This window comes from Shewanella sp. BF02_Schw (assembly GCF_014596695.2).
In the GTDB taxonomy this organism is placed as follows: domain Bacteria; phylum Pseudomonadota; class Gammaproteobacteria; order Enterobacterales; family Shewanellaceae; genus Shewanella.
The window spans coordinates 51,060-74,613 of record NZ_JABKAW020000009.1; the positions used below are offsets into that span (position 1 = coordinate 51,060).

Consider the following 23,554-nt stretch of genomic DNA (forward strand, 5'->3'; position numbering starts at 1 on the left):
CTGATATTACTCGCACAGCGCAATGAAAAATAAGCGTAAAATAGATGAATAAATTTAATAATTCGGAGTCAAGATGGCAAAAGTAGCATTATTAGTAGGCACAACATTAGGCGGTTCAGAATATGTTGCCGATGAAATGGCAGCTCAACTTGATGAGTTAAACCATCAAACAAAGGTATTTATTGAGCCTAATATAGATGAATTAGCAGATTTTTCAGTGTGGATCCTTGTATGTTCTACTCATGGAGCAGGCGATCTTCCCGACAACATAGTGCCATTTCATAAGCAATTAATGATCGAAATGCCCGATCTTAACCATATAAAGTTCGCTTTATGTGCAATTGGTGACTCTAGTTACGATACTTTCTGCCAAGGGCCAGAAAAAATAACCGCACTACTTTTGCAAAATGGATCTAAAGCCATTGTGGATAAGATCCAAATAGATGTGCAACGAGACCCAATACCAGAAGAACCTGCTCTAGCGTGGTTATTGCAATGGCAACATCTTATCTAAGCATATAGATATCCGATCATTGTCTGCATAAATCGTGATCAACTCACAGATTAGATCATACTTATCCACAATATATTACTTATAAGTATAAGTTTGTGGATAAGCTATTATTTTTAGCGATCATAACTCTGTACTATTCACAGTCCGATCTGCTCAATGATCACCCTTGTGGATAACTACCCGATCTATCCCCATGTTATCTTGAGTTTGATCGCGATCAGATCACAGGTTAGTTTTAACTTTACCGTATGATTTTAAACAGAAATAAAAGTTATCAACAGAAAAGTCCGATCCTAATAATAAACATAATAAAAAGATCTATATAAAGATCTTAAGATCTATTAAGCAAACCGCATCTTGATCAATCAATGAAAAATGATCGTTCACGTTCAGACGAGCAAGTGCTAAAATGATCCAATCGAAAAAAGAATAAATTCGAATTTAACTTTCTTAGCTATCAAAGGTCAGATAATGCATTTTCATGAACGGTTTGATGTAATTGTTGTTGGTGGTGGTCATGCCGGAACTGAAGCAGCACTTGCAGCTGCAAGAATGGGCTCAAAAACATTATTGTTGACCCATAACATCGACACACTTGGCCAAATGTCTTGTAATCCTGCAATAGGCGGGATTGGTAAAGGCCACTTGGTAAAAGAAATTGACGCCTTAGGTGGAGCAATGGCAACCGCCACTGACTTTGCAGGTATTCAATTTAGAACATTAAATTCAAGCAAAGGTCCTGCCGTTCGTGCAACACGTGCCCAGGCAGACAGAGCGCTGTATCGTCAAAAAATCCAACATATATTACAAAACCAACCTAATTTACGTATATTCCAACAGGCTGTTGATGACCTAGTTGTTGAAAGCGATAAAGTTGTTGGTGTAGTAACACAAATGGGTTTAGCTTTCGAAGCACCAGCAATTGTGTTAACAACGGGTACATTCTTAAGTGGTAAAATCCATATTGGTATGCAGAATTACAGTGGTGGTCGCGCAGGTGATCCACCGGCAATTGCATTAGCGAATAGATTACGTGAATTAAATATCCGTGTTGGCCGTTTAAAAACTGGGACACCACCACGTATCGATGCTAATACCATTGATTTTACACAAATGACTGAGCAAAAAGGTGACACACCACTGCCAGTAATGTCATTTGTTGGTGATGTTAGTCAGCATCCAAGACAAGTTTCATGTTTTATCACTCATACCAATGAGAAAACCCACGATATTATTCGTGGAGGACTTGATCGTAGCCCTATGTATTCAGGTGTTATAGAAGGGATTGGACCGCGTTATTGTCCGTCTATCGAAGACAAGATCCACCGTTTTGCAGATAAATCATCACATCAGATATTTATTGAGCCTGAAGGCCTAAGCACTAATGAAATTTATCCAAACGGTATCTCAACCAGTTTACCATTTGACGTACAGTTAAATTTAGTCCGTTCAATTAAAGGCATGGAAAACGCTGAAATTATGCGTCCTGGCTATGCTATTGAATATGATTACTTTGATCCACGTGATCTTAAAAACTCATTAGAAACTAAAGCCATCGAAGGACTTTATTTCGCTGGTCAAATTAACGGTACTACTGGTTATGAAGAGGCCGGAGCTCAAGGTTTACTTGCTGGAATGAATGCATCACTGCAAGTTCAAGGCAAAGCAGCTTGGTGTCCTCGTCGTGATGAAGCTTATTTAGGTGTTTTAGTTGACGATTTATCAACCTTAGGTACAAAAGAACCATACCGCATGTTTACCAGCCGTGCGGAATATCGTTTATTACTTCGTGAAGATAATGCCGATTTACGTTTGACTGAAAAAGGCCGTGAATTAGGCTTAGTTGATGATAAGCGATGGGAATCATTTATTGCCAAAAGAGAATCGATCGAATTAGAACTTCAGCGCTTGCGCAGCCAATGGGTTCACCCAAATTCAGCTTTATTAGGGGTACTTAATCCACAATTAAACACCCCTATTTCACGTGAAGCATCATTTGAAGACTTGCTACGCCGTCCTGAAATGGATTATGCAAAGCTTATGTCATTAGAGGGTTTTGGTCCTGGACTTGAAGATCAACAAGCAGCTGAACAAGTACAAATTCAAGTTAAGTACTCTGGTTACATTCAGCGTCAGCAAGATGAAATTGATAAAGCGATCCGTCATGAAAACTCATTATTGCCACTTGATCTGGATTATCAAGAAGTGCCTGGTTTATCAAATGAAGTGATCGCAAAACTCAATAATCATAAACCTGACACAGTTGGACAAGCATCACGGATCTCAGGCATTACTCCTGCAGCGATCTCAATTTTGCTAGTACATTTGAAAAAACGAGGATTATTGCGAAAAATCGCATAAATATAGTTATTTTTTCAACTCAATACCACAAGGGAAGCCATAAGGCTTCCCTTAGTGCTTTTACGGCTTCATAATAACTGCCGTCTTTATCATGCAACCTACGAGGCTTTCTGTGTTATCTGCCCAACTTAAAACCTATTTAGCTGAAATGAATATGTCGGCCACTGAATTACAACAAAAACAATTAATAGGTTTTGTTGAAATGCTTGATAAATGGAATAAGGCTTATAATCTCACCGCTGTTCGCGATCCTGAGCAAATGTTAATCCGTCATGTTATGGACAGTTTAACCGTTTCTCCTTATCTTGAAGGACAGCGTTTTATCGATGTGGGAACTGGCCCTGGTTTACCCGGGATCCCATTAGCGATTATGAATCCAGATAAGCAGTTTGTGTTGTTAGACAGTTTAGGTAAACGGATCCGTTTTCAAAAACAGGTTCAATTTGAATTAAAAATTAATAATATTACCTCGGTAGAAAGCCGTGTTGAAGCTTATAACCCAGAGATTAAATTTGATGGTGTGTTAAGTCGAGCATTTGCATCTATTCAAGATATGCTCAGTTGGTGTCATCATTTACCGACTGAGAAAGGCACTTTTTATGCGTTAAAAGGCCAGTTAAATCAGCAAGAATTACAAGATATGCCAACAGGATTTTTGTTGGTAGAAACCATTGTATTGCATGTACCAACGTTAGATGAACAGCGACATTTATTAAAAATTGCTAAGCAATAACTCGCATTTCTTTCGCTAATTAAGCTAACCGGACATCAATAACTTTAAGACAGGATGACATTGTGGGTAAAATCATTGCCGTAGCCAACCAGAAAGGTGGCGTTGGAAAAACAACAACTTGCGTTAATTTAGCCGCATCACTTGCCGCCACAAAGCGTAAAGTGTTGTTGATCGATTTAGATCCTCAAGGTAATGCGACTATGGGCAGTGGTGTCGATAAATATGAAGTCGATAACACCGCTTATGAATTATTAGTCGAAGAAAAACCCTTTGCCGAAATAGTCATTAAAAATACCATCGGTAAATATGATTTGATCGCGGGTAATGGTGATGTCACTGCTGCTGAAATTAAATTAATGGAATTTTATGCGCGTGAGATCCGTTTACGCAACGCATTAGCACCGATCAAAGATGATTATGACTTTATCTTTATTGACTGCCCTCCATCACTCAATATGTTAACTGTAAATGCCATGTCGGCTGCTGATTCTGTACTTGTGCCAATGCAATGCGAATATTATGCCTTAGAAGGCTTAACGGCGTTAATTGACACTATTACCAAGCTAGGCGCCATGGTTAACCCTACATTAAGCATAGAAGGCATTTTGCGGACTATGTATGATCCGCGAAATCGTTTATCTAATGATGTATCTGATCAACTCAAACAGCATTTTGGTGAGAAAGTGTATCGCACTGTGATACCGCGAAATGTTCGTTTAGCTGAAGCACCTAGTTTTGGTGCACCTGCCATGTATTACGACAAATCAAGTGCCGGAGCTAAAGCCTATTTAGCCCTGGCAGGTGAAATAATCCGTCGTGCAGAACAGCAAACTCAACCAAAACAAGCGTAGGATACAAAAATGACCATAAAAAAACGCGGTTTAGGTAAAGGCTTGGATGCCTTATTAAGCCACAGTAATACTGCTAGTCGTAAAAATGATCAAGTAGAAGAGCAGCAATCTGCAACGTTAAATGACTTACTACACCTTGATCTTGATTTATTACAACCAGGTAAATATCAACCACGTAAAGATATGTCGCCAGAAGCACTAGAAGAGCTAGCTGAATCAATTCGTGCTCAAGGTGTTATACAACCTATTATTATTCGTAAAATATCTGCAACTAATTATGAAATTATTGCCGGTGAACGTCGTTGGCGTGCAGCTCAACTAGCCAAACTTGATAAAGTACCTTGTATTGTAAAGCAAGTGGCTGATGATGCTGCGGTCGCTATCGCGCTAATTGAGAATATTCAACGTGAAGATTTAAATGCAATGGAAGAAGCCATTGCCTTGCAACGATTATTAGAAGAATTTGAATTAACCCATCAACAAGTGGCTGATGCAGTTGGTAAATCCCGTGTTAGTGTGTCTAATTTATTGCGTTTAAATAGCCTTAATGAGCCTGTTAAACGTTTGTTGGAAAATGGTGATATCGACATGGGCCACGCGCGGGCTTTATTGGCGGTAGAAGGCGATGAACAGACTAATTTAGCTCGATTAGTGGCCTCAAAAGAAATGACTGTTCGAGAAACTGAACGATTAGTTAATAAAGCCCTAAATCCGGCTAAAGACGCCGAAACACCAGCTAAAGATCATGATGTTAGTCGTTTAGAACAAGAGTTAATTGAAAGACTCGGTGCCAAGGTTGCCATCAATCATGGCAGTAAAGGTAAAGGCAAAATTGTAATAAATTACCAGAATCTAGCTGAATTAGACGGAATTTTAAGTAAAATCCGCTGAAATGTGCAACAAACCAATTTCATTAGTAAGTTTGTGACATAGCTCTAATTTTAGTTTTTGATTATTTAGCGCTGAATCGTGCGTAAAATCGTTGTTTTACTATCATCAAAGTTGCAAACAAAGCGCGAAAAGGTATACTTTGCAGGCTTTTTGAATCTTAAGGCTAGTTTAATATATTAAATTTAACATTAGGACCGCGAAAGGCAATAATGCGGAGATATGAAGTTGGGTAATGTTTTAGCGCGTCGTGGCAGGTTAGCAGCCTATAAATTAGTGCTGGTACAAGCGACAGTCGCGTGTATTATTTCAACACTATTTTTCGTTATGTGGGGAGCACAGTATGGCCTATCTGCGCTAGCAGGTGGCGTAATTGCTGTACTTCCTAATTTTGTATTCGCAACCCTAGCTTTCTCACATAGTGGGGCAAGCTCTGCAGCAAAAGTGATTAAAAGCTTTTACTGGGGGGAAGCGGTAAAGATGCTATTAACCATTGCATTATTTTCGTTAGTGTTTATCAATATAAAAGTTGGATTTATGCCGCTTTTTACCTGTTACTCATTAGTGTTAGTTGTACATTGGATAGCACCTTTATATTTCAAGCAAAGTTAAGTGGGATGAATCATGTCTGCAACTGGTGAAGAAATGACACAGCAGAGCTATATCCAACATCACCTTACCAATCTAACAGTTGGTGAAGGATTTTGGACTTGGAACATTGATTCGTTGCTCTTTTCGGTTGGGCTTGGAATGTTGTTCTTATGGCTGTTTTACCGTGCCGGCAAAAAAGCGACCACAGGCGTTCCTGGCAAATTTCAATGTTTTGTCGAGATGATTGTTGAGTTCGTTGATAGCAGTGTGAAAGAAACTTTTCACGGCCGCAATCCTGTTATTGCGCCTTTAGCTCTGACAATTTTCGTCTGGATTTTCATGATGAACTTCATGGATATGATCCCAGTCGATTGGTTACCTTCACTGGCTTTATTAGCTGGTGTTCCATACCTAAAAGTTGTCCCGACTACAGACGTTAACATTACCTTCAGCTTAGCTCTTGGTGTGTTTGTGCTGATTATTTATTACAGCATTAAAGTCAAAGGTGTTTCAGGTTTTGTTAAAGAACTAACATTTCAGCCTTTTAACCATTGGGCAATGATACCCGTCAACTTATTATTAGAAACAGTAACTTTAGTTGCGAAGCCGATTTCATTGGCTCTACGACTATTTGGTAACTTGTACGCTGGTGAGTTGATATTTATCCTTATTGCATTGATGTACGGTTCTAACGTGGCGTTATCTGCTCTAGGTGTAGGATTACAACTAGGTTGGTTAATTTTCCATATTTTAGTTATTACTTTACAAGCATTTATTTTCATGATGTTGACCATTGTTTATTTAAGCATGGCGCATGAAGATCACTAAGGGTAACCGAAAATTTTTTTGACCTAAATCATTAATAACAACGATTTAGAATATTGGAGATAGATATGGAAACTGTATTAGGAATGACGGCAATTGCTGTTGCTCTACTCATTGGTATGGGTGCATTAGGAACAGCTATTGGTTTCGGCCTTTTAGGTGGAAAGTTTTTAGAAGGTGCAGCTCGTCAGCCAGAAATGGCGCCTATGTTACAAGTTAAAATGTTCATCGTAGCGGGTCTTCTAGATGCCGTAACTATGATTGGTGTAGGTATTGCGCTATTTATGCTATTTACTAACCCATTGGGTGCAATGCTTTAACTAACGCTTCTGTCTTTAATCTAACTAGGAGGCTGTTGTGAATTTCAACGCTACCCTATTCGGTCAGACGGTTGCCTTTATTCTCTTCGTGTGGTTTTGCATGAAGTTTGTATGGCCTCCGTTGATGAATGCCATCGAAGAACGCCAGAAGAAAATTGCTGATGGTCTGGCTGATGCCGGCCGTGCAGCAAAAGATCTAGAGTTAGCACAAATTAAAGCTACTGAGCAACTAAAAGAAGCAAAAGTAACTGCCAACGAAATTATTGAGCAAGCTAATAAGCGTAAGGCTCAAATCGTTGAAGAAGCTAAAGTTGAAGCGCAAACTGAGCGAGCTAAAATTATCGCCCAGGGTCAAGCAGAAATTGAAAACGAACGTAATCGCGTGAAAGATGATTTGCGTAAGCAAGTTGCTCTACTAGCTATCGCTGGTGCAGAGAAAATTCTTGAACGCGTGATAGATCCAGAAGCCCACAGTGACATAGTTAATAAACTTGTTGCTGAAATTTGATTAAGGGAGTTGAGTTATGGCTGAATTAAGCACCATCGCTCGCCCTTACGCAAAGGCAGCTTTTGATTTTGCTGTTGAGCATAAAGCAGTAGAAAGTTGGACAGAAATGTTAACTTTCGCTTCATTGGTAAGTGAAAACGAATCAATAAAGCCACTGCTTAATGGTACTCTCGCGAGTACACAACTTGCCTCACTTTTTATAAAAGTATGCGGTGAGCAAGTCAATGAGCAAGGTCAAAACCTGATAAAGGTAATGGCTGAAAACGGTCGTTTAGGGATACTGTCAACAGTATCGCTACTTTTTGCTGAATACCGTAATGAGTGGGCAAAAGAAGTTGAAGCCGATGTGGTTTCTGCTACTGAGCTAAGCTCTGAGCAACAGCAGCAAATTAGTGTTTCTTTAGAGAAACGTCTCGCACGCAAAGTTAAGCTGAATTGCAGCATCGACGCATCGCTTATTGGCGGTGTAATTATTAAATCAGGCGACCTAGTCATTGATGGCTCGGTAAGCGGTAAGTTATCGCGTTTGTCTGAAAAGCTGCAGTCGTAATTGGGAGTTTGAGCATGCAACTGAATTCCACTGAAATCAGCGATCTGATTAAGCAGCGGATCCAGCAGTTCGACGTCGTTAGTGAAGCTCGCAACGAAGGTACAATCGTTGCAGTAAGTGACGGCATCATTCGCATTAACGGCCTAGCCGATGTAATGCAAGGTGAAATGATCGAACTGCCTGGTGGCTGTTTTGCAATCGCGTTGAATTTAGAACGTGATTCTGTCGGCGCCGTAGTAATGGGGCCTTATGCTAATTTAGCAGAAGGCGATAAAGTAAGAACCACTGGTCGTATTCTTGAAGTACCGGTGGGTCGTGGTCTACTTGGCCGCGTTGTTAACACTCTAGGTGAGCCTATTGACGGAAAAGGACCTATCGACAACGATGGTTTCTCTCCTGTTGAAGTGATTGCCCCAGGTGTTATTGAACGTAAGTCAGTATCACAACCAATTCAAACTGGTTATAAAGCCGTTGATGCCATGATCCCTATTGGTCGTGGTCAACGTGAATTGATTATTGGTGACCGTCAGACTGGTAAAACAGCGATGGCAATCGATGCAATTATCAACCAGAAAGAGTCAGGCATTAAGTGTGTCTATGTAGCTATTGGTCAGAAAGCTTCTACCATCGCTAACGTAGTACGCAAGCTTGAAGAACATGGTGCATTAGCTAACACTATTGTTGTTGTTGCCTCAGCTTCTGAAGCTGCCGCACTACAATATTTAGCGCCATATTCTGGTTGTTCTATGGGTGAATACTTCCGTGACCGCGGTGAAGATTCTTTAATCGTATATGATGATTTGTCTAAGCAAGCAGTTGCTTATCGTCAAATTTCACTACTATTAAAGCGTCCACCAGGACGTGAAGCATACCCAGGTGATGTTTTTTATCTACACTCTCGTTTATTAGAGCGTGCTTCACGCGTAAACGTGAATTATGTAGAAAAGTTCACTAAAGGTGCAGTAACAGGTAAAACCGGTTCGTTAACCGCTTTGCCTATTATTGAAACCCAAGCTGGTGATGTATCAGCGTTCGTACCGACTAACGTAATTTCTATTACAGATGGTCAAATCTTCCTTGAGACTGATTTGTTTAACTCTGGACTACGTCCAGCAGTTAACCCAGGTATTTCAGTTTCTCGTGTTGGTGGTGCTGCGCAGACTAAAATCATCAAGAAACTGTCTGGCGGTATTCGTACTGCACTTGCACAGTATCGAGAGCTTGCTGCGTTCTCACAGTTTGCGTCTGATTTAGATGATGCAACTCGTGCTCAACTTGAGCATGGTGAGCGTGTAACCGAATTAATGAAGCAAAAGCAATATGCTCCTATGAGCGTTGCTGCCCAGTCTGTGTCTATTTTCGCAGCTGAAAAAGGCTACCTTAAAGGTGTTGCTTTAAATGAAATCGGTCGCTTCGAGGCCTCTCTGCTTTCATACATGAACAGTCAACATGCTGACCTAATGAACACCATCAATGCTACTGGCGATTATAACGCTGATATCGAAGGTGAGTTAAAGGCAGGCATGGACAAGTTCATTGAAACCCAAACCTGGTAATAATGAACACGGGGTGTCATTAGGCACCTCAGGTCCCAGATTGGAGAGTAGAGATGGCCAGCGCTAAAGAGATTAAAACCAAGATCGCGAGTGTTAAAAATACTCAGAAGATCACTTCCGCTATGGAAATGGTTGCCGCCAGCAAAATGCGCAGAGCGCAAGAACGCATGGCAGCTAGCCGTCCATATGCAGAAAATATGCGTAAGGTGATCGGTCACGTAGCGCAAGGTACTCTCGAGTATAAACACCCCTATTTAGAGGTGAGAGATGCCAAGCGGGTTGGTTACATTGTTGTAGCAACCGACCGTGGCCTTTGTGGTGGTTTGAACGTCAACCTCTTTAAAAAGGTTGTGTCAGACGTTAAAAAATGGAAAGAACAAGGTGCAGACGTTGAGTTTTGCCCAATTGGTGCCCGTTCTGTTCAGTTTTTTAAAAGCTTTGGTGGTGAAGTTTCCGCCCATGCATCAGGTTTAGGCGATGCGCCAAAACTTGTTGATTTGATTGGCACAGTACGTGTCATGTTAAAAGCTTACAACGAAGGTAAATTGGATCGTCTGTACATTGTGTTTAACAAGTTTGTTAATACAATGACCCAGACTCCGGTGATCGAACAGCTGCTACCTTTACCTAAGTCAGATGAAGAAGTAGCTAGTTATCCTTGGGATTATATTTACGAGCCAGATCCAAAAGAAGTTTTAGATCTATTGTTAACTCGTTATGTAGAGTCTCAAGTATATCAAGGTGTTGTTGAGAATATTGCCTCTGAACAAGCTGCCCGTATGGTAGCTATGAAGGCGGCAACAGACAACGCTGGCGAAATGATCGATGATTTGCAACTCGTCTATAACAAGGCCCGTCAGGCTGCGATTACGCAAGAACTGTCGGAAATTGTATCAGGCGCTGCAGCGGTTTAGGTTTAGGTAACGAAATCAAGTTTAGAGGATTAATCATGAGCACAGGTACTGTTGTCCAAGTAATTGGCGCGGTTGTGGACGTAGAGTTTCCACAAGATTCTGTACCTCGAGTATATGACGCTCTGAAGATCACTGGTGAAGGCGCCTGTAATGGTTTGGTGCTGGAAGTTCAGCAGCAACTAGGTGGTGGTGTTGTTCGTACCATCGCTATGGGTTCTTCTGATGGTCTGCGTCGTGGTCTAGAGGTAGCAAACTCAGGTTCACCAATTACTGTTCCGGTAGGGGTTGCAACCCTTGGCCGTATTATGAACGTATTGGGTGAGCCTATCGATGAAGCGGGTCCTATTGGTGAAGAAGAGCGTTATGTTATTCACCGTGCAGCCCCTTCATACGAAGATCAGTCAAATTCAACTGAGCTATTAGAGACGGGTATCAAGGTTATCGACCTTGTTTGTCCTTTCGCTAAAGGTGGTAAAGTCGGTCTGTTCGGTGGTGCTGGTGTTGGTAAAACAGTCAACATGATGGAACTGATTAACAACATCGCTAAAGCTCACTCTGGTCTTTCTGTTTTCGCTGGTGTTGGTGAGCGTACCCGTGAGGGTAACGACTTCTACTACGAGATGGAAGATTCAGGCGTATTAGACAAAGTAGCCATGGTTTATGGTCAGATGAACGAGCCTCCAGGTAACCGTTTACGCGTAGCGTTAACTGGCCTGAGTATCGCTGAAAAGTTCCGTGACGAAGGTCGTGACGTATTGTTGTTCGTGGACAACATTTACCGTTACACCCTAGCTGGTACTGAAGTATCTGCACTATTAGGTCGTATGCCTTCTGCAGTAGGTTATCAGCCAACACTAGCTGAAGAGATGGGTGTTCTTCAAGAACGTATCACTTCAACTAAGTCTGGCTCGATTACTTCTGTACAAGCAGTATATGTACCTGCGGATGACTTAACTGATCCGTCACCAGCAACAACCTTCGCTCACTTAGATGCGACTGTTGTATTGTCTCGTCAAATTGCATCTTTGGGTATTTACCCAGCGGTTGACCCATTGGATTCGACTTCACGTCAGTTAGATCCACAGGTTGTTGGCCAAGAGCATTATGATGTTGCAAACGGTGTACAAACTGTATTACAGCGTTATAAAGAGCTGAAAGACATTATTGCTATCTTGGGTATGGATGAATTGTCAGATGATGACAAAACCATGGTATTCCGAGCACGTAAGATTGAGCGTTTCTTATCTCAACCTTTCTTCGTAGCAGAAGTCTTCACTGGTTCTCCAGGTAAGTACGTTTCTCTTAAAGACACAATTCGTGGCTTCAAGGGTATCTTGGAAGGTGAGTTCGATCACATCCCAGAGCAAGCGTTCTACATGGTTGGCTCAATCGATGAAGCTGTCGAAAAAGCTAACAAAAAGAAATAACTAGGCCGTAAAGCTTAGTTCTTTAAGGAGAACTTGATGGCAGCCAAAACAGTCCAACTTGATATTGTTAGTGCCGAAAACAGCATCTTCCATGGCCAAGTTAGCTTTTTAGAAGTTAATGGTGCTGAAGGTGAGTTAGGTATTATGCCTAACCATGTTGCGTTACTGACAAAAATCAAGCCTGGTATGGCGCGCTTTATCAAGCAAGATGGCAGTGAAGAAGTGTTGTATTTATCAGGTGGTTTACTTGAAGTACAACCTACTGCAATTTCAGTGCTTGCTGATGTAGCATTACGTGCCGATGATATTGATGAGAAAGCTGCTTTAGAAGCCAAAGAACGTGCAGAGCAAGCAATTGCTAATGCCGGCACTGACTTCAATTATGAAGCTGCTGCAATCGAATTAGCCAAATCTATGGCTCAATTACGTGTTGTTGAATGCATCAAGAAAAATATCACCAGATAATCTGATTATTTGACGCTTAAAAGGCGACTCTTACGAGTCGCCTTTTTTATTGCCTATTACTGGCTAACTTAGCGCCTTTATTTTCACTTTGGTTCGTATTCCGCTAAAATGTCTGCAAATCTCTATCTGTTCATTAAAGGAATGCTCAATGTCGTTAAATGTTGTGATCTTAGCTGCAGGAAAAGGAACTCGGATGCGCTCAGATCTGCCTAAAGTGCTGCATCCCATTGCCCATAAAAGTATGGTGCAACACGTTATTGATACTGCCAATTCATTAGGCTCATCGGCTATTCAATTAGTATATGGCTATGGTGCAGATAAATTACAAGCGGCTTTAGGTGAGCAAGCATTAAATTGGGTATTGCAAGCAGAACAACTAGGTACTGGCCATGCCGTTGCCCAAGCTAATCCAAATATTAACGACGACGACACGGTATTAATTCTTTATGGTGATGTGCCGCTAATTCAACAATCGACCTTAGAAGCTTTATTGGCTGTTCGTCCTACTAATGGTCTTGCTATTTTGACTGTCAATTTACCTAACCCTACCGGTTATGGTCGTATCGTTCGTGAACAGGGTAAAGTAGTCGGAATTATTGAACAAAAAGATGCTAACGCTGAGCAGTTAGCTATTAACGAAGTGAACACCGGCATTATGGCGGTACCAGGTAAGCAGTTAAAAGCATGGTTAAATCGTTTATCTAATAATAATGCTCAAGGCGAATACTATTTGACTGACATTATCGCCATGGCTAATGTTGATGGTGTTGAAATTACCACCTCACAACCACAATCAGCTATTGAAGTCGAAGGCGCTAATAACCGCGTACAACTTGCGCAATTAGAGCGAGCTTATCAAGCTCGAGCTGCTGAAAAAATGATGCTTGAAGGCGCTAATTTACGCGACCCTGCTCGTATTGATATTCGTGGCGACGTGTCTGTTGGTATGGACGTGATGATTGATGTTAACGTTATTTTTCAAGGTAAAGTCACCTTAGGTAATAACGTGACAATTGGAGCCGGCGCGATTTTGATTGATTGCGACATTGCCGATAATGCAGAAATTAAACCTTATACTATCGTTGAAGGCGCTAAGCTTGGACAAGCTGCCAGTGCTGGACCTTTTGCTCGTTTACGCCCAGGGGCAGAGCTTAAAGAAGATGCTCATATTGGTAACTTTGTTGAAATTAAAAAGAGCGTATTAGGTAAAGGTTCTAAAGCTGGTCACTTAGCCTATTTAGGCGATGCACAAATTGGTGCTGGGGTTAATATAGGTGCCGGTACGATTACCTGTAACTATGACGGTGCCAATAAGTTTATTACCACTATTGAAGATGGTGTATTCGTCGGTAGCGATACCCAACTTGTTGCACCTGTGACAATCGGTAAAAATGCTACTTTAGGTGCTGGTTCAACCATAACCAAAGATGTAGCAGAAAATGAACTGGTGATTACGCGCGTTAAACAGCGTCATATTACGGGTTGGCAACGGCCGATTAAAATTAAAAAGTAGATTTTTATACTGATTATTCTAAAGCGGCCATTGGTCGCTTTTTTATTGTCTTAAAGACTATGAATATTAAACTTACCAAATAAAATCACAAAAAGAGATAATTTAAGCTTAAATTCATTTTAGTATGTTATCTCAATTCATTGGTTTCTATATATTTTTGATCTATATCACAGTCAATTGTAAATATTAAAAAAGAAGTTTAAATAGAAACGCTTCTCATTTATATTACTCTCGTTTGTTGGAGTAGAGGTTTCATTGAGGAGTTGTAAATGGTATTTAAATATTCAGTTATAGGTTTAGCAGTTGGTTCAGCATTAATGACGATGCCAGTAATGGCTGAAGTATCTAGTGATACAAACATAGAACGTATTAATGTTGTTGGTAGAACTTTTAACGATTATAAAGTCGGTACAGCATCTGGTGCTATGCGCGGTGATATCGACCTAATGGATACCCCACAGTCAGTCAATGTTATCCCCGATTTTGTTACCGATGAACAATTGGCAACTAACCTTGCTGAAGTATTAGTGAATGATTCAAGTGTAACGGCAGGGACTACACGCTGGAACCGCCAGGTTTTCAGTATCCGTGGCTTTGAATTAGATTCTGGCAATGGTTATTTAATTAATGGCCACCAGCAATGGTCTCACTACATACAGCCTATTGAAACCCTACAACAAGTTGAAGTGCTGAAAGGTCCTTCTAGTATGTTGTATGGCCAATCTGGTCCAGGTGGTTTGGTGAATATGGTCACCAAAAAGCCGACTTATGATTCTATGCTTAATGTCGGTGTCGACACTGATGGTTACGGTTCTACCCGTGCACAGATTGATGCTGGAGGCAGTTTAAATGATGCCCAAAGTATTCGTTATCGTGGTGTGTTAGTGAAGCAAGACACAACATATTGGCGTGAATATTCAACCACTGAAGAAAACCAAGATCGTGATCGTTGGTTAGGTTATCTTAATATGGAATTTGATTTAACAGATGATGTATTGCTATCTGTTAAATACGATCACACTCAAGATAAAGCCGGTATTGATGCGGGTGGTTGGTTAGACTCTCAAGGTAATGTTATAGGTAATAATAAAACTATTTGGGATGCTCCTTGGGCCTTTACCGATAATACGGTTTCAAATTTAGGTGCAGATCTTACTTGGCATATTAGTGACGACTGGAAAATTAAAGCCGGTTATAACGATCAGCAATTCAATCGTCAACGTTTCGACTCTGCGCCACAATATACCACTGATCCTTTTAGCAACGGTTACAGCATTAAACCATTTGATCGCTATGATGATTGGCAACATAAAACCGCTTATATCGATTTTACTGGCGAGTTTGATTTTGCCGGAATTCAACACCAGTTATTGATAGGTGCAAACTATCTAGATTATTTCTATCAACAACAGATCCAGCGTGGAACAAGCCAAACAGTTATTCCTGGGCAGTCAGTTATTAAGCCTGATCTTGATTATCATCTAAGTAGCAAAGGTGATCCGAGCGAATACAAATATTATGGTTTCTATTTACAAGATTTAATGACTGTAAACCAACAGTGGAAGTTGCTTGCTGGTGTACGTTATGACGAGCAAAAGAAAGACGGCTTGGGTCAGAACAGTTATGCGGTATCGCCTAAGTTTGGGGCTATTTATTCGCCAATGGAAAATGGCAGTATTTACGTTAACTATTCAAAAAGTTTTACTCCACAAGGTGCTGTTAATAATCAATTTGACGTTAACGATGAACTGGATTTAAAACCTGAATATGGTATTCAGTACGAAGTGGGTACCAAATGGGAACTGTTTGACGATAGCTTATTACTCACTGCGGCTGTATTTGATATCACAGTTGAGAATATTACAATATCTGAAGTATTACCGACTCCAATAGATTCCTATACTGATATCACTACCCAAGGTGGTGAGCAGAAACATCGTGGATTTGAAGTGGGCGCTCAAGGTCAGTTAAGTGACGATTGGTTCATGACATCTTCAATGATGTACCTTGATGCTGAATATCACACGGGTGATGAACGTGAAGGTAAAACACCTGTTGATGCGCCGGAATGGTCGGCTAATATCTGGACTCGCTATGAAATGACTGAAGACTTTGCGATAAACTTTGGTGCTATCTATGTGGGTGAGCGTTTTGCCAACACCGATAACAGTATTAGTAAAGACGGTTACGTCCGTTTCGATATCGGCGCAGCTTATACTATGGATGTTATGGGGAAAGACGTCAGTGTACGTGCCAATGTCAGAAATCTATTCGATACCGACTATATTGAAGGTGGTCAGTATAATATGGTCACCATTGGCCAAGATCGTAACTTTAGTGTTGCCGCCGAAGTTAAATTTTAATATTAACGAAGGTTTTATATTTTAAAAGCTAACGTGTATTGATTAATCAATTAAAAGCCTCTGCATATGCCAGAGGCTTTTTTTGTACTTTTATTTCAATTTTTGAGCGATAAGATCTAGATAAAGTTTCATTTGGTGCTAAAATATCTTTCGTTTCGAAACTTATATGAAAGATAGTTAATTTAAATGACTAAACGTAACACCCAGCAACGTCGCCATTCGATTATTAAATTGGTTAATGAACAAGGCGAAGTCAGTGTCGATGAGCTAGCAAATCTATTTGCCACTTCAGAAGTCACTATTCGCAAAGACTTAGCCATGCTTGAAACTCATGGGCTATTGTTACGACGTTATGGTGGGGCTGTGCCTGTACCTCAAGAAATGACTCAAATTACCAATGAAAAACTGTCTTTAAACAAGCAAGCTATTGCAGCTAAAGCCGCTGAGCTTATTCGTGATCATAACCGAATTATTATTGACAGCGGCAGTACGACTTCAGGTCTTGTGCAACAGCTAAATGACAAGCGCGGCTTGGTGGTGATGACTAATTCATTGCAATTGGCAAACGCCATTCATGAACTTGAAAATGAGCCGACATTATTGATGACCGGTGGCACCTGGGACCCTCACTCAGAGTCTTTTCAGGGCCAAGTGGCAGAGCAAGTATTACGTTCATATAACTTTGACCAACTTTTTATCGGTGCCGACGGCATTGATCTCGATCGTGGCACCACCACATTTAACGAACTAACCGGCTTAAGTAAAGTAATGGCTGAAATGTCTCGTGAAGTCGTGGTGTTATTAGAGTCGACTAAAATTGGCCGACGGATCCCTAATCTAGAATTACCTTGGGATGTGGTTAATGTCTTAGTTACCGACGACAACATCACCCAAGAAGCCGTTAACACTATTTCAGCGCATGGCGTCAGAGTCATACTCGCGCCATACGCTAAGTAAACAAAATTAAACTGATACAGTAAAGGAAACAACAAACATGTGTGGAATCGTAGGCGCAGTGGCGCAAAGGGATGTTGCAGAAATTTTAGTAGAAGGCTTACGTCGTCTAGAATACCGTGGTTATGACTCAGCTGGCATTGCTGTTATCCATCAAGGTGAGTTAAGCCGTACTCGCCGCGTTGGTAAAGTACAAGAGTTGTCGTCTGCACTTGATGCCGCACCGTTAAGCGGCGGCACCGGTATTGCCCATACTCGTTGGGCAACTCATGGTGAGCCAAGCGAACGCAATGCACACCCACATTTATCTGAAGGTGATATTGCCGTTGTTCATAACGGTATTATTGAAAACCACGGTAAATTGCGCCAGATGTTAAAAGGTTTAGGTTATGTATTTTCATCAGACACCGACACCGAAGTTATTTGTCACCTTGTTCATCATGAACTAAAGACAGCTGCGACATTATTAGTTGCAGTGCAAGCGACAGTAAAACAGCTTGAAGGTGCCTATGGTACAGTTGTTATCGACCGTCGTGATAGCGAACGCATGGTTGTTGCCCGTAGCGGAAGCCCATTAGTGATTGGTTACGGTTTAGGTGAAAACTTTGTTGCCTCTGATCAACTAGCACTGTTACCTGTAACACGTTCATTTGCCTTTTTAGAAGAAGGTGACGTTGCTGAAATTACGCGCCGTGAAGTTAACATTTTTGACGTTAATGGCAACGCAGTTCAGCGCGAAATGAAAGAGTCGGAAGTGACTCATGATGCCGGTGACAAAGGTGAATACCGTCACTACATGCTGAAAGAGATTTACGAGCAACCAACCGCCATTGCACATACTCTAGAAGGTCGTATTGCGGGGGGTAAGGTTTTAGATTCAGCTTTTGGTGAAAATGCTGCTGAATTTTTAAAAGACATTAAACACGTGCAAATTATTGCCTGCGGTACCAGTTATCATGCAGGTATGGCCGCGCGTTACTGGTTAGAAGATTGGGCTGGCGTATCATGTAATGTCGAAATTGCATCTGAGTTCCGCTACCGCAAATCGCACCTGTTCCCAAATAGCTTGCTAGTGACTATTTCACAGTCTGGTGAAACAGCTGATACGTTAGCGGCAATGCGCCTAGCAAAAGAAATGGGCTACAAAGCCACCTTAACTATTTGTAACTCAGCTGGTTCATCGTTAGTACGTGAATCTGACATGGCTTACATGATGAAGGCTGGCGTAGAAATTGGTGTTGCATCAACTAAAGCCTTTACCGTTCAACTAGCTGGCTTGTTAATGTTAACAACGGTTATTGGCCGTCATAATGGCATGTCTAGCGACATGGAAGCGGCTATTACTCAAAGCTTGTTATCAATGCCAGCTAAAGTGGAACAAGCGCTTGGCTTAAATGATGCAATTGCAGAATTAGCAGAAGACTTTGCCGACAAACAACATGCATTATTCTTAGGCCGTGGTGATCAATACCCCATCGCGATGGAAGGGGCATTAAAGCTAAAAGAGATTTCATATATTCACGCAGAAGCTTACGCATCTGGTGAGTTAAAGCACGGTCCATTAGCTTTGATTGATGCAGATATGCCAGTTATCGTGGTTGCGCCAAACAATGAATTACTCGAAAAGCTTAAATCGAACGTTGAAGAAGTGCGTGCTCGTGGCGGACTAATGTATGTGTTTGCCGATGTTGATGCTGAGTTTGAATCAGACGACACCATGAAAGTTATCCAGGTACCACATTGTGATCAGTTCATGGCACCGTTAATTTACACTATTCCATTACAGTTATTGTCATATCATGTGGCATTAATTAAAGGTACTGATGTAGACCAACCACGCAATTTAGCTAAGTCAGTTACAGTTGAATAAGGTTTTGATTTAATTGTTAATGTGGGAGTTAAATAGAGTTCGAAACTAGTCATAAAGATAGCGACTAACTGAAAAGTTAGAAACTAAACAAGTTCGCTACTGTGAAATGTTCGAAACTAAAAAAAGCGACTGACTCATTGAGTGGTCGCTTTTTATTTTTAAGATAAAAAGTTATGTTAATGCAATCGTCATGGGTAGTTAAACTCCAGGACGATATCGTTTGTAACGTAAAACTATTTACCTGGTTTATGTTTATGTGTATCTAAACTAGGGTGTTTAGACTTGTTCTCAGGAGTGACACTACGTCTTTGATCTGTTTTACCTGTTGATTCCGCTTTTGGCTTAGGGCCTGGTTTGATGCTCATTCCGCTCACCTCATTTATAAATTTATATAGGCCAATATTTTAAGGCGTGTAGTTTGTTGCTTCGCATTTAGGGCAAGTAGGAAGTGTATTGGAGTTATCATCTAAAATGACTTTTTGCCCACACTTTTTGCATGTATAAACACCTTCCCCTGGTTTTTCGTCTGTGCTATGTTAGACGTCAACTAGCTTGTCCTATGCGCGTCAATTAAGTTGGCCGCTTTTGTCGTTTAATTTCATAGCTTGTTTTTTACGGTAACTATCTCCTTCAAGTCGGTAAATTTCAGCATGATGCACCAGCCTGTCTATCACAGCTACCGTCATCATATTGTCGCCAAAGATACTGTCCCAGTCACTAAATACCTGGTTCGTCGTTATCACCAAGCTATTGCGCTCATATCGATGTGCGATGAGTTCAAATAGAACCTGACTTTCACTGTCGCTCTTTTTTACATAGCCAATGTCATCCAAAATCAGTAGCTCATATTTATCGAGTTTTTTAAGCGCATCTTCTAGTCCTAAACCTTGTCGCGCTTTCTGTAGATGCTGCACCATGGCGGTTCCTGTTGTGAATTTAACTCGAACAGATTGCTCTATAAGGGCATAGCCTAACGCGGCGGCTAGGTGTGTTTTCCCCAGACCGCTTGCACCAAATAACAGTATGTTGTGGCCTTGCCTCAACCACCCGAGCTCACTGGCTTTATGCTTGATTTGAACGGCACTAATCCCTGTCACTTCACTAAAATCGTACTGTGATAGTTGTTTCCCTATGGGTAATTGGCTGTCTTTCAGTAAGCGCTTTAGGCGTATTTCTTGTCGGTGTGAGGCCTCTATTTCACATAACTGAGCGAGAAATAGCTCAGGCCCCCATTGCTCCTTCACCGCTTTTAGCGCGATATCAGGCCAAGCTTTTGCTATCGCGGGTAATCGTAACTCTTGTAATAATATAGGTAAGCTCAGTGGGTTAGCCATTGCGCCCTCCTAACAGTACGTCGTAACTTGAAACGCTATGTTGTTGACGATTAATCATGGGGGTAAATAGCGTATCAGGCCTGAAAACGCGTCGACATTCATCTATCGTTACCGCTTTTCCTGCTTCAAATGCGCTGAGAACGAAGCGGCCCAATGCAGCCTCACAATCATAGTTGGCAGCGATGACCAGTAAATCGACCATATAATGACAATCTGTATCAGTCACACCATCACGGGTGAGTGCCTGCCATAACTGCCAAAAATCGCCTTTAGGTATAAGGTCGTCTCTAAGTTGTGATGCTTTAAACGCATTGCGCTTCTTAGCCAATGCGTGGATAAGGTGCTGATAGTCTATTGAGCGGCCACGTGCTGCGCCTTGCGTGTGTATTCGCGCTAAGGTTAATGTGATTTCATGTCCATAGAAGAGGACGATGCGGTCATCATAAATGTGCGCCAGTAAGGTCACGCCAATGAGCCGTGATGGCACGGAATACGTCACACGCTTAATGGAAATCGTGCTGCTGGATGTCACTTTGACGTACTGCTCACAAAAGTCATTCGTTCGACGGACGGGTAAGGCGGACAAGTACGCGCACTCCTCAATGTAACGCGTGTGACATTGACGATTTATTTTAGCGACGATGGCATCGATGAATGCTCGGTATTGCTTTAAATCCAGGAAGTCACGGCTTTCGCGCAATAGCAATTGCTGCGCTATCTTTCGCTTTAGATGCCCATTAGGGCCTTCAATTGCGCCATTTTCATGGGCTATACCTTTATTGTTTCGAGTGGCTTTTACACCGTAATGCTGACATAACTTGGTGTAGCGCTCTGTGAGGACTTCTGCTTGTGTGTGGTTTTTAAAGGCAGCGCTTAAGCTATCTGTGCGGTGGGTTTTGGGTACACCCCCACTTTGCCAAAAGGCATTCTGCAGCCCGGATGACAATGACTCAAAGCTTTCGCCACCCAAGATGACTTCGACGTAAGTCCAGCCACTGAAAACCAAGCGGTAATGATAAAGTTTGTGTTTAAATGCACTGCCAGCGAGGGTGATATTCAATTCATTAGCCCAAGTGTAATCGGAAATCCCCATCGCTCCAGGTGTATGCTGTTGCCTGAAAATCACCTCTTTTTCTGGTCCGTATTTGACTCGCCATGTCTTGATACGGCGTTGTAAAGTCCTAAGTTGCGCGCGATCAAATTGCCCCGGTGCGATTTCTTCGAGTTTTTCAAATAATGTAATGGGTTGTAATGTGGGTTCTTTTTCAAGCAGTGGGACAATATGTTGTTCAAAAAGACCATTAAACGGATCTTTTCGAGTAGCGTATTGACGCGGTAATGGAGGGGGGTTGTGCTGCCCTGAATCAATACGTCTGGCTGTGCGGGATGAAAATCCTGCTTTAGCCGCTGCAGATGATTGAGTCTGTTTAGGTTGATTACGATAAGACATATATAGGTTAACCTGTGATTGATTTATGGTTTTTCCAGGCATATAAATCTCTCAATAATTATGTATGCCTAGAGCTTACCAAAACCGGACAAGCTAGTTGTCGCGAACCGGCCAAGTTAATTGTCGCCTAATAGTGCTAGACATAAATATATCTCCTTGATAATGGGATTCAATAATACAAAATATATTATTGAATCCTATATCAGGTCAAAAAAAGAACAATCCAAGAGTTGTTTTTAAGCAGATTCTTAATAGAAATCATTCTAATGATTATGCATTAAGGGCATCATCATATTTTGTTTGATGCTAAACTTTGTTAAAGCATTTTTGCCCTAAAACCATTTAGAATTATTACTCATTAAAGTTTTGTATACCTGAATTTTTCCTTCACTAAGCTAATGTGAATCAAGACTGGTAAGCCCAATCAAAGTAAAATAATGCTATACACTAATATTTGCAGACCCCTTTTCATTGGATTACAATAACTTAATGACATATTGACATAGTTAGGATAAGGACATTGATAAGCAAAAAGGGACAAAACAAAAAAAATGCTACCGTAGTGCTTGGCAGCGGGCTTCAATCTAGGCGCGTCAGAGAAGAGTTACTAAAACTTGCCCGAGTAAGTAATCTATCGCTCGAGCAAGTTACGGCAAGAGTCTTGAAGTATGGTATCTATAATAGACTGTCCATCGTACAACAAGATATCAGAGCTGAAAGTGTTCTTATTAAAGAACACCCTAAATTAAGAGAAGCTACTAATGTAAGAATAGTGGTAGATGCTCAGACAAAATCAGAGCTTGTAACAATCTCCACAAAGAACTGTCTTACTCGACTTCAAGCATACAATAACGTTCTAGACGCTACTCTAGCAGCTTCTAAGCGCGATAGGTCGGTCGTCGATAGAATTATAAAAGTAGACCCTATAGAACCGTGGCCAAACGAAATAAAAAGAGATCTTAAGTAATGGCTAATCGTACGAAATTTGAGAACATTTACGACGAGTTCAGAACTCTCGAGCTCAACAAAGAGTATTATGGCGCAAGAGCTCAATCGGTAAAAAGCAAGCTGTTAGCCATGGATATTATCCTTGCTTTAGCTGGTAGTGTCTCTGCATTGGCTAGCATTAAATGGTGGACTGCAGAGATCTGTGGGGTGGTAATTGGTCCATATTTACTGGCTTTCGGAGCTTTGGTTGCGGTAATCCTTGGTTTAGTTCGTCCATACTTGAAACTAGAAGATGAGCACGCCCGTTTATCAAGCATGCAAGGCTCGTATAGCGCTATTTCTCACGTAATGAAGGATGTTGTAAACGACATCAAAATTAAACAGGATGTATCTGAGGTATCTCAAGCTGTTTATTCTTCACTACGTCAAGTTCGCGGCTCTCTGAGCTCCAAAGAGGACTCACCTGAGAACCGAAAATTAATCATTAAAAAGCAACAAGAAGTTCTCCAACGATATCCGACTAGCTTTTTTTATTACCCTAAGGAAGCCGATCAAGATAAAGACTGATTTTCAGGCTATTGGCGCCCAGAATTCGATCAACCCTTAGCGGTCCGACTAT

The 23,554-nt window shown here is 41.3% G+C and carries 22 protein-coding genes; 19 read left to right on the forward strand and 3 right to left on the reverse strand.

Going from position 1 to position 23,554, the window contains the following annotated elements; genetic code table 11:
- Positions 1 to 73: 73 nt before the first annotated feature.
- From mioC to glmS, 18 genes are all read left to right on the forward strand, one after another.
- Positions 74 to 514 carry an FMN-binding protein MioC gene (gene mioC / locus HNW13_RS22125; protein WP_162024240.1) on the forward strand — a complete coding sequence of 147 codons (441 nt, stop codon included), beginning with the start codon at positions 74 to 76 and terminating at the stop codon, positions 512 to 514.
- Positions 515 to 985: 471 nt separating this feature from the next.
- A complete protein-coding gene (gene mnmG, locus HNW13_RS22130) occupies positions 986 to 2,875 on the forward strand; it encodes a tRNA uridine-5-carboxymethylaminomethyl(34) synthesis enzyme MnmG (RefSeq protein WP_101087355.1) in 1,890 nt (629 codons plus the stop codon).
- 112 nt (positions 2,876 to 2,987) lie between these two features.
- On the forward strand, positions 2,988 to 3,608 hold the full coding sequence (gene rsmG, locus HNW13_RS22135; protein ID WP_101087354.1) for a 16S rRNA (guanine(527)-N(7))-methyltransferase RsmG: 621 nt from the start codon (positions 2,988 to 2,990) through the stop codon (positions 3,606 to 3,608).
- 62 nt (positions 3,609 to 3,670) lie between these two features.
- On the forward strand, positions 3,671 to 4,459 hold the full coding sequence (locus HNW13_RS22140) for a ParA family protein (protein ID WP_101087353.1): 789 nt from the start codon (positions 3,671 to 3,673) through the stop codon (positions 4,457 to 4,459).
- Positions 4,460 to 4,468: 9 nt separating this feature from the next.
- Entirely contained in the window at positions 4,469 to 5,350 is an 882-nt protein-coding gene (locus HNW13_RS22145; protein WP_101087352.1) for a ParB/RepB/Spo0J family partition protein, read from the forward strand.
- 225 nt (positions 5,351 to 5,575) lie between these two features.
- Positions 5,576 to 5,959, forward strand: coding sequence for an ATP synthase subunit I (locus tag HNW13_RS22150; protein WP_101087392.1), 384 nt, complete (start codon positions 5,576 to 5,578; stop codon positions 5,957 to 5,959).
- Between the two features lie 12 nt (positions 5,960 to 5,971).
- Positions 5,972 to 6,766, forward strand: a complete 795-nt coding sequence (atpB, locus tag HNW13_RS22155; protein ID WP_101087351.1) for a F0F1 ATP synthase subunit A — start codon at positions 5,972 to 5,974, stop codon at positions 6,764 to 6,766.
- Between the two features lie 65 nt (positions 6,767 to 6,831).
- On the forward strand, positions 6,832 to 7,083 hold the full coding sequence (atpE, locus tag HNW13_RS22160) for a F0F1 ATP synthase subunit C (protein ID WP_011639455.1): 252 nt from the start codon (positions 6,832 to 6,834) through the stop codon (positions 7,081 to 7,083).
- 37 nt (positions 7,084 to 7,120) lie between these two features.
- Positions 7,121 to 7,591: a F0F1 ATP synthase subunit B gene (gene atpF / locus HNW13_RS22165; RefSeq protein ID WP_101087350.1), complete on the forward strand. Its 471-nt coding sequence runs from the start codon at positions 7,121 to 7,123 to the stop codon at positions 7,589 to 7,591.
- 16 nt (positions 7,592 to 7,607) lie between these two features.
- Positions 7,608 to 8,141: a F0F1 ATP synthase subunit delta gene (atpH, locus tag HNW13_RS22170; RefSeq protein ID WP_101087349.1), complete on the forward strand. Its 534-nt coding sequence runs from the start codon at positions 7,608 to 7,610 to the stop codon at positions 8,139 to 8,141.
- A gap of 14 nt (positions 8,142 to 8,155) precedes the next feature.
- Positions 8,156 to 9,697 carry a F0F1 ATP synthase subunit alpha gene (gene atpA, locus HNW13_RS22175; RefSeq protein ID WP_101087348.1) on the forward strand — a complete coding sequence of 514 codons (1,542 nt, stop codon included), beginning with the start codon at positions 8,156 to 8,158 and terminating at the stop codon, positions 9,695 to 9,697.
- A gap of 53 nt (positions 9,698 to 9,750) precedes the next feature.
- Positions 9,751 to 10,611, forward strand: coding sequence for a F0F1 ATP synthase subunit gamma (gene atpG, locus HNW13_RS22180; protein WP_101087347.1), 861 nt, complete (start codon positions 9,751 to 9,753; stop codon positions 10,609 to 10,611).
- Between the two features lie 35 nt (positions 10,612 to 10,646).
- Positions 10,647 to 12,038, forward strand: a complete 1,392-nt coding sequence (gene atpD, locus HNW13_RS22185) for a F0F1 ATP synthase subunit beta (protein WP_101087346.1) — start codon at positions 10,647 to 10,649, stop codon at positions 12,036 to 12,038.
- Positions 12,039 to 12,074: 36 nt separating this feature from the next.
- Entirely contained in the window at positions 12,075 to 12,503 is a 429-nt protein-coding gene (locus HNW13_RS22190; protein WP_101087345.1) for a F0F1 ATP synthase subunit epsilon, read from the forward strand.
- 148 nt (positions 12,504 to 12,651) lie between these two features.
- Positions 12,652 to 14,016: a bifunctional UDP-N-acetylglucosamine diphosphorylase/glucosamine-1-phosphate N-acetyltransferase GlmU gene (gene glmU, locus HNW13_RS22195; protein ID WP_011639448.1), complete on the forward strand. Its 1,365-nt coding sequence runs from the start codon at positions 12,652 to 12,654 to the stop codon at positions 14,014 to 14,016.
- A gap of 269 nt (positions 14,017 to 14,285) precedes the next feature.
- The gene (locus HNW13_RS22200; protein WP_192116442.1) at positions 14,286 to 16,379 is read left to right on the forward strand and encodes a TonB-dependent receptor; all 2,094 of its coding nucleotides are present in this window, start codon (positions 14,286 to 14,288) and stop codon (positions 16,377 to 16,379) included.
- A gap of 186 nt (positions 16,380 to 16,565) precedes the next feature.
- Positions 16,566 to 17,336: a DeoR family transcriptional regulator gene (locus HNW13_RS22205; RefSeq protein WP_192116441.1), complete on the forward strand. Its 771-nt coding sequence runs from the start codon at positions 16,566 to 16,568 to the stop codon at positions 17,334 to 17,336.
- 37 nt (positions 17,337 to 17,373) lie between these two features.
- Positions 17,374 to 19,203, forward strand: coding sequence for a glutamine--fructose-6-phosphate transaminase (isomerizing) (gene glmS / locus HNW13_RS22210; protein WP_101087342.1), 1,830 nt, complete (start codon positions 17,374 to 17,376; stop codon positions 19,201 to 19,203).
- Between the two features lie 233 nt (positions 19,204 to 19,436).
- Here glmS and HNW13_RS23700 read toward each other — a convergent pair whose 3' ends face one another.
- The 3 genes from HNW13_RS23700 to istA all read right to left on the reverse strand — a co-directional run bounded on the left by HNW13_RS23700 (position 19,437) and on the right by istA (position 22,029).
- Entirely contained in the window at positions 19,437 to 19,568 is a 132-nt protein-coding gene (locus HNW13_RS23700; protein WP_257984938.1) for a hypothetical protein, read from the reverse strand.
- A gap of 201 nt (positions 19,569 to 19,769) precedes the next feature.
- Positions 19,770 to 20,537, reverse strand: coding sequence for an IS21-like element helper ATPase IstB (gene istB / locus HNW13_RS22220; RefSeq protein WP_192114610.1), 768 nt, complete (start codon positions 20,535 to 20,537; stop codon positions 19,770 to 19,772).
- Positions 20,530 to 22,029 carry an IS21 family transposase gene (gene istA / locus HNW13_RS22225; RefSeq protein ID WP_192114609.1) on the reverse strand — a complete coding sequence of 500 codons (1,500 nt, stop codon included), beginning with the start codon at positions 22,027 to 22,029 and terminating at the stop codon, positions 20,530 to 20,532. Before istA ends, istB begins: the two co-directional genes overlap by 8 nt.
- 924 nt (positions 22,030 to 22,953) lie before the next feature.
- On the opposite strand from istA, the gene HNW13_RS22230 reads away from it, so the two are divergent.
- Entirely contained in the window at positions 22,954 to 23,502 is a 549-nt protein-coding gene (locus tag HNW13_RS22230; protein ID WP_192116440.1) for a hypothetical protein, read from the forward strand.
- Positions 23,503 to 23,554 lie beyond the last annotated feature (52 nt).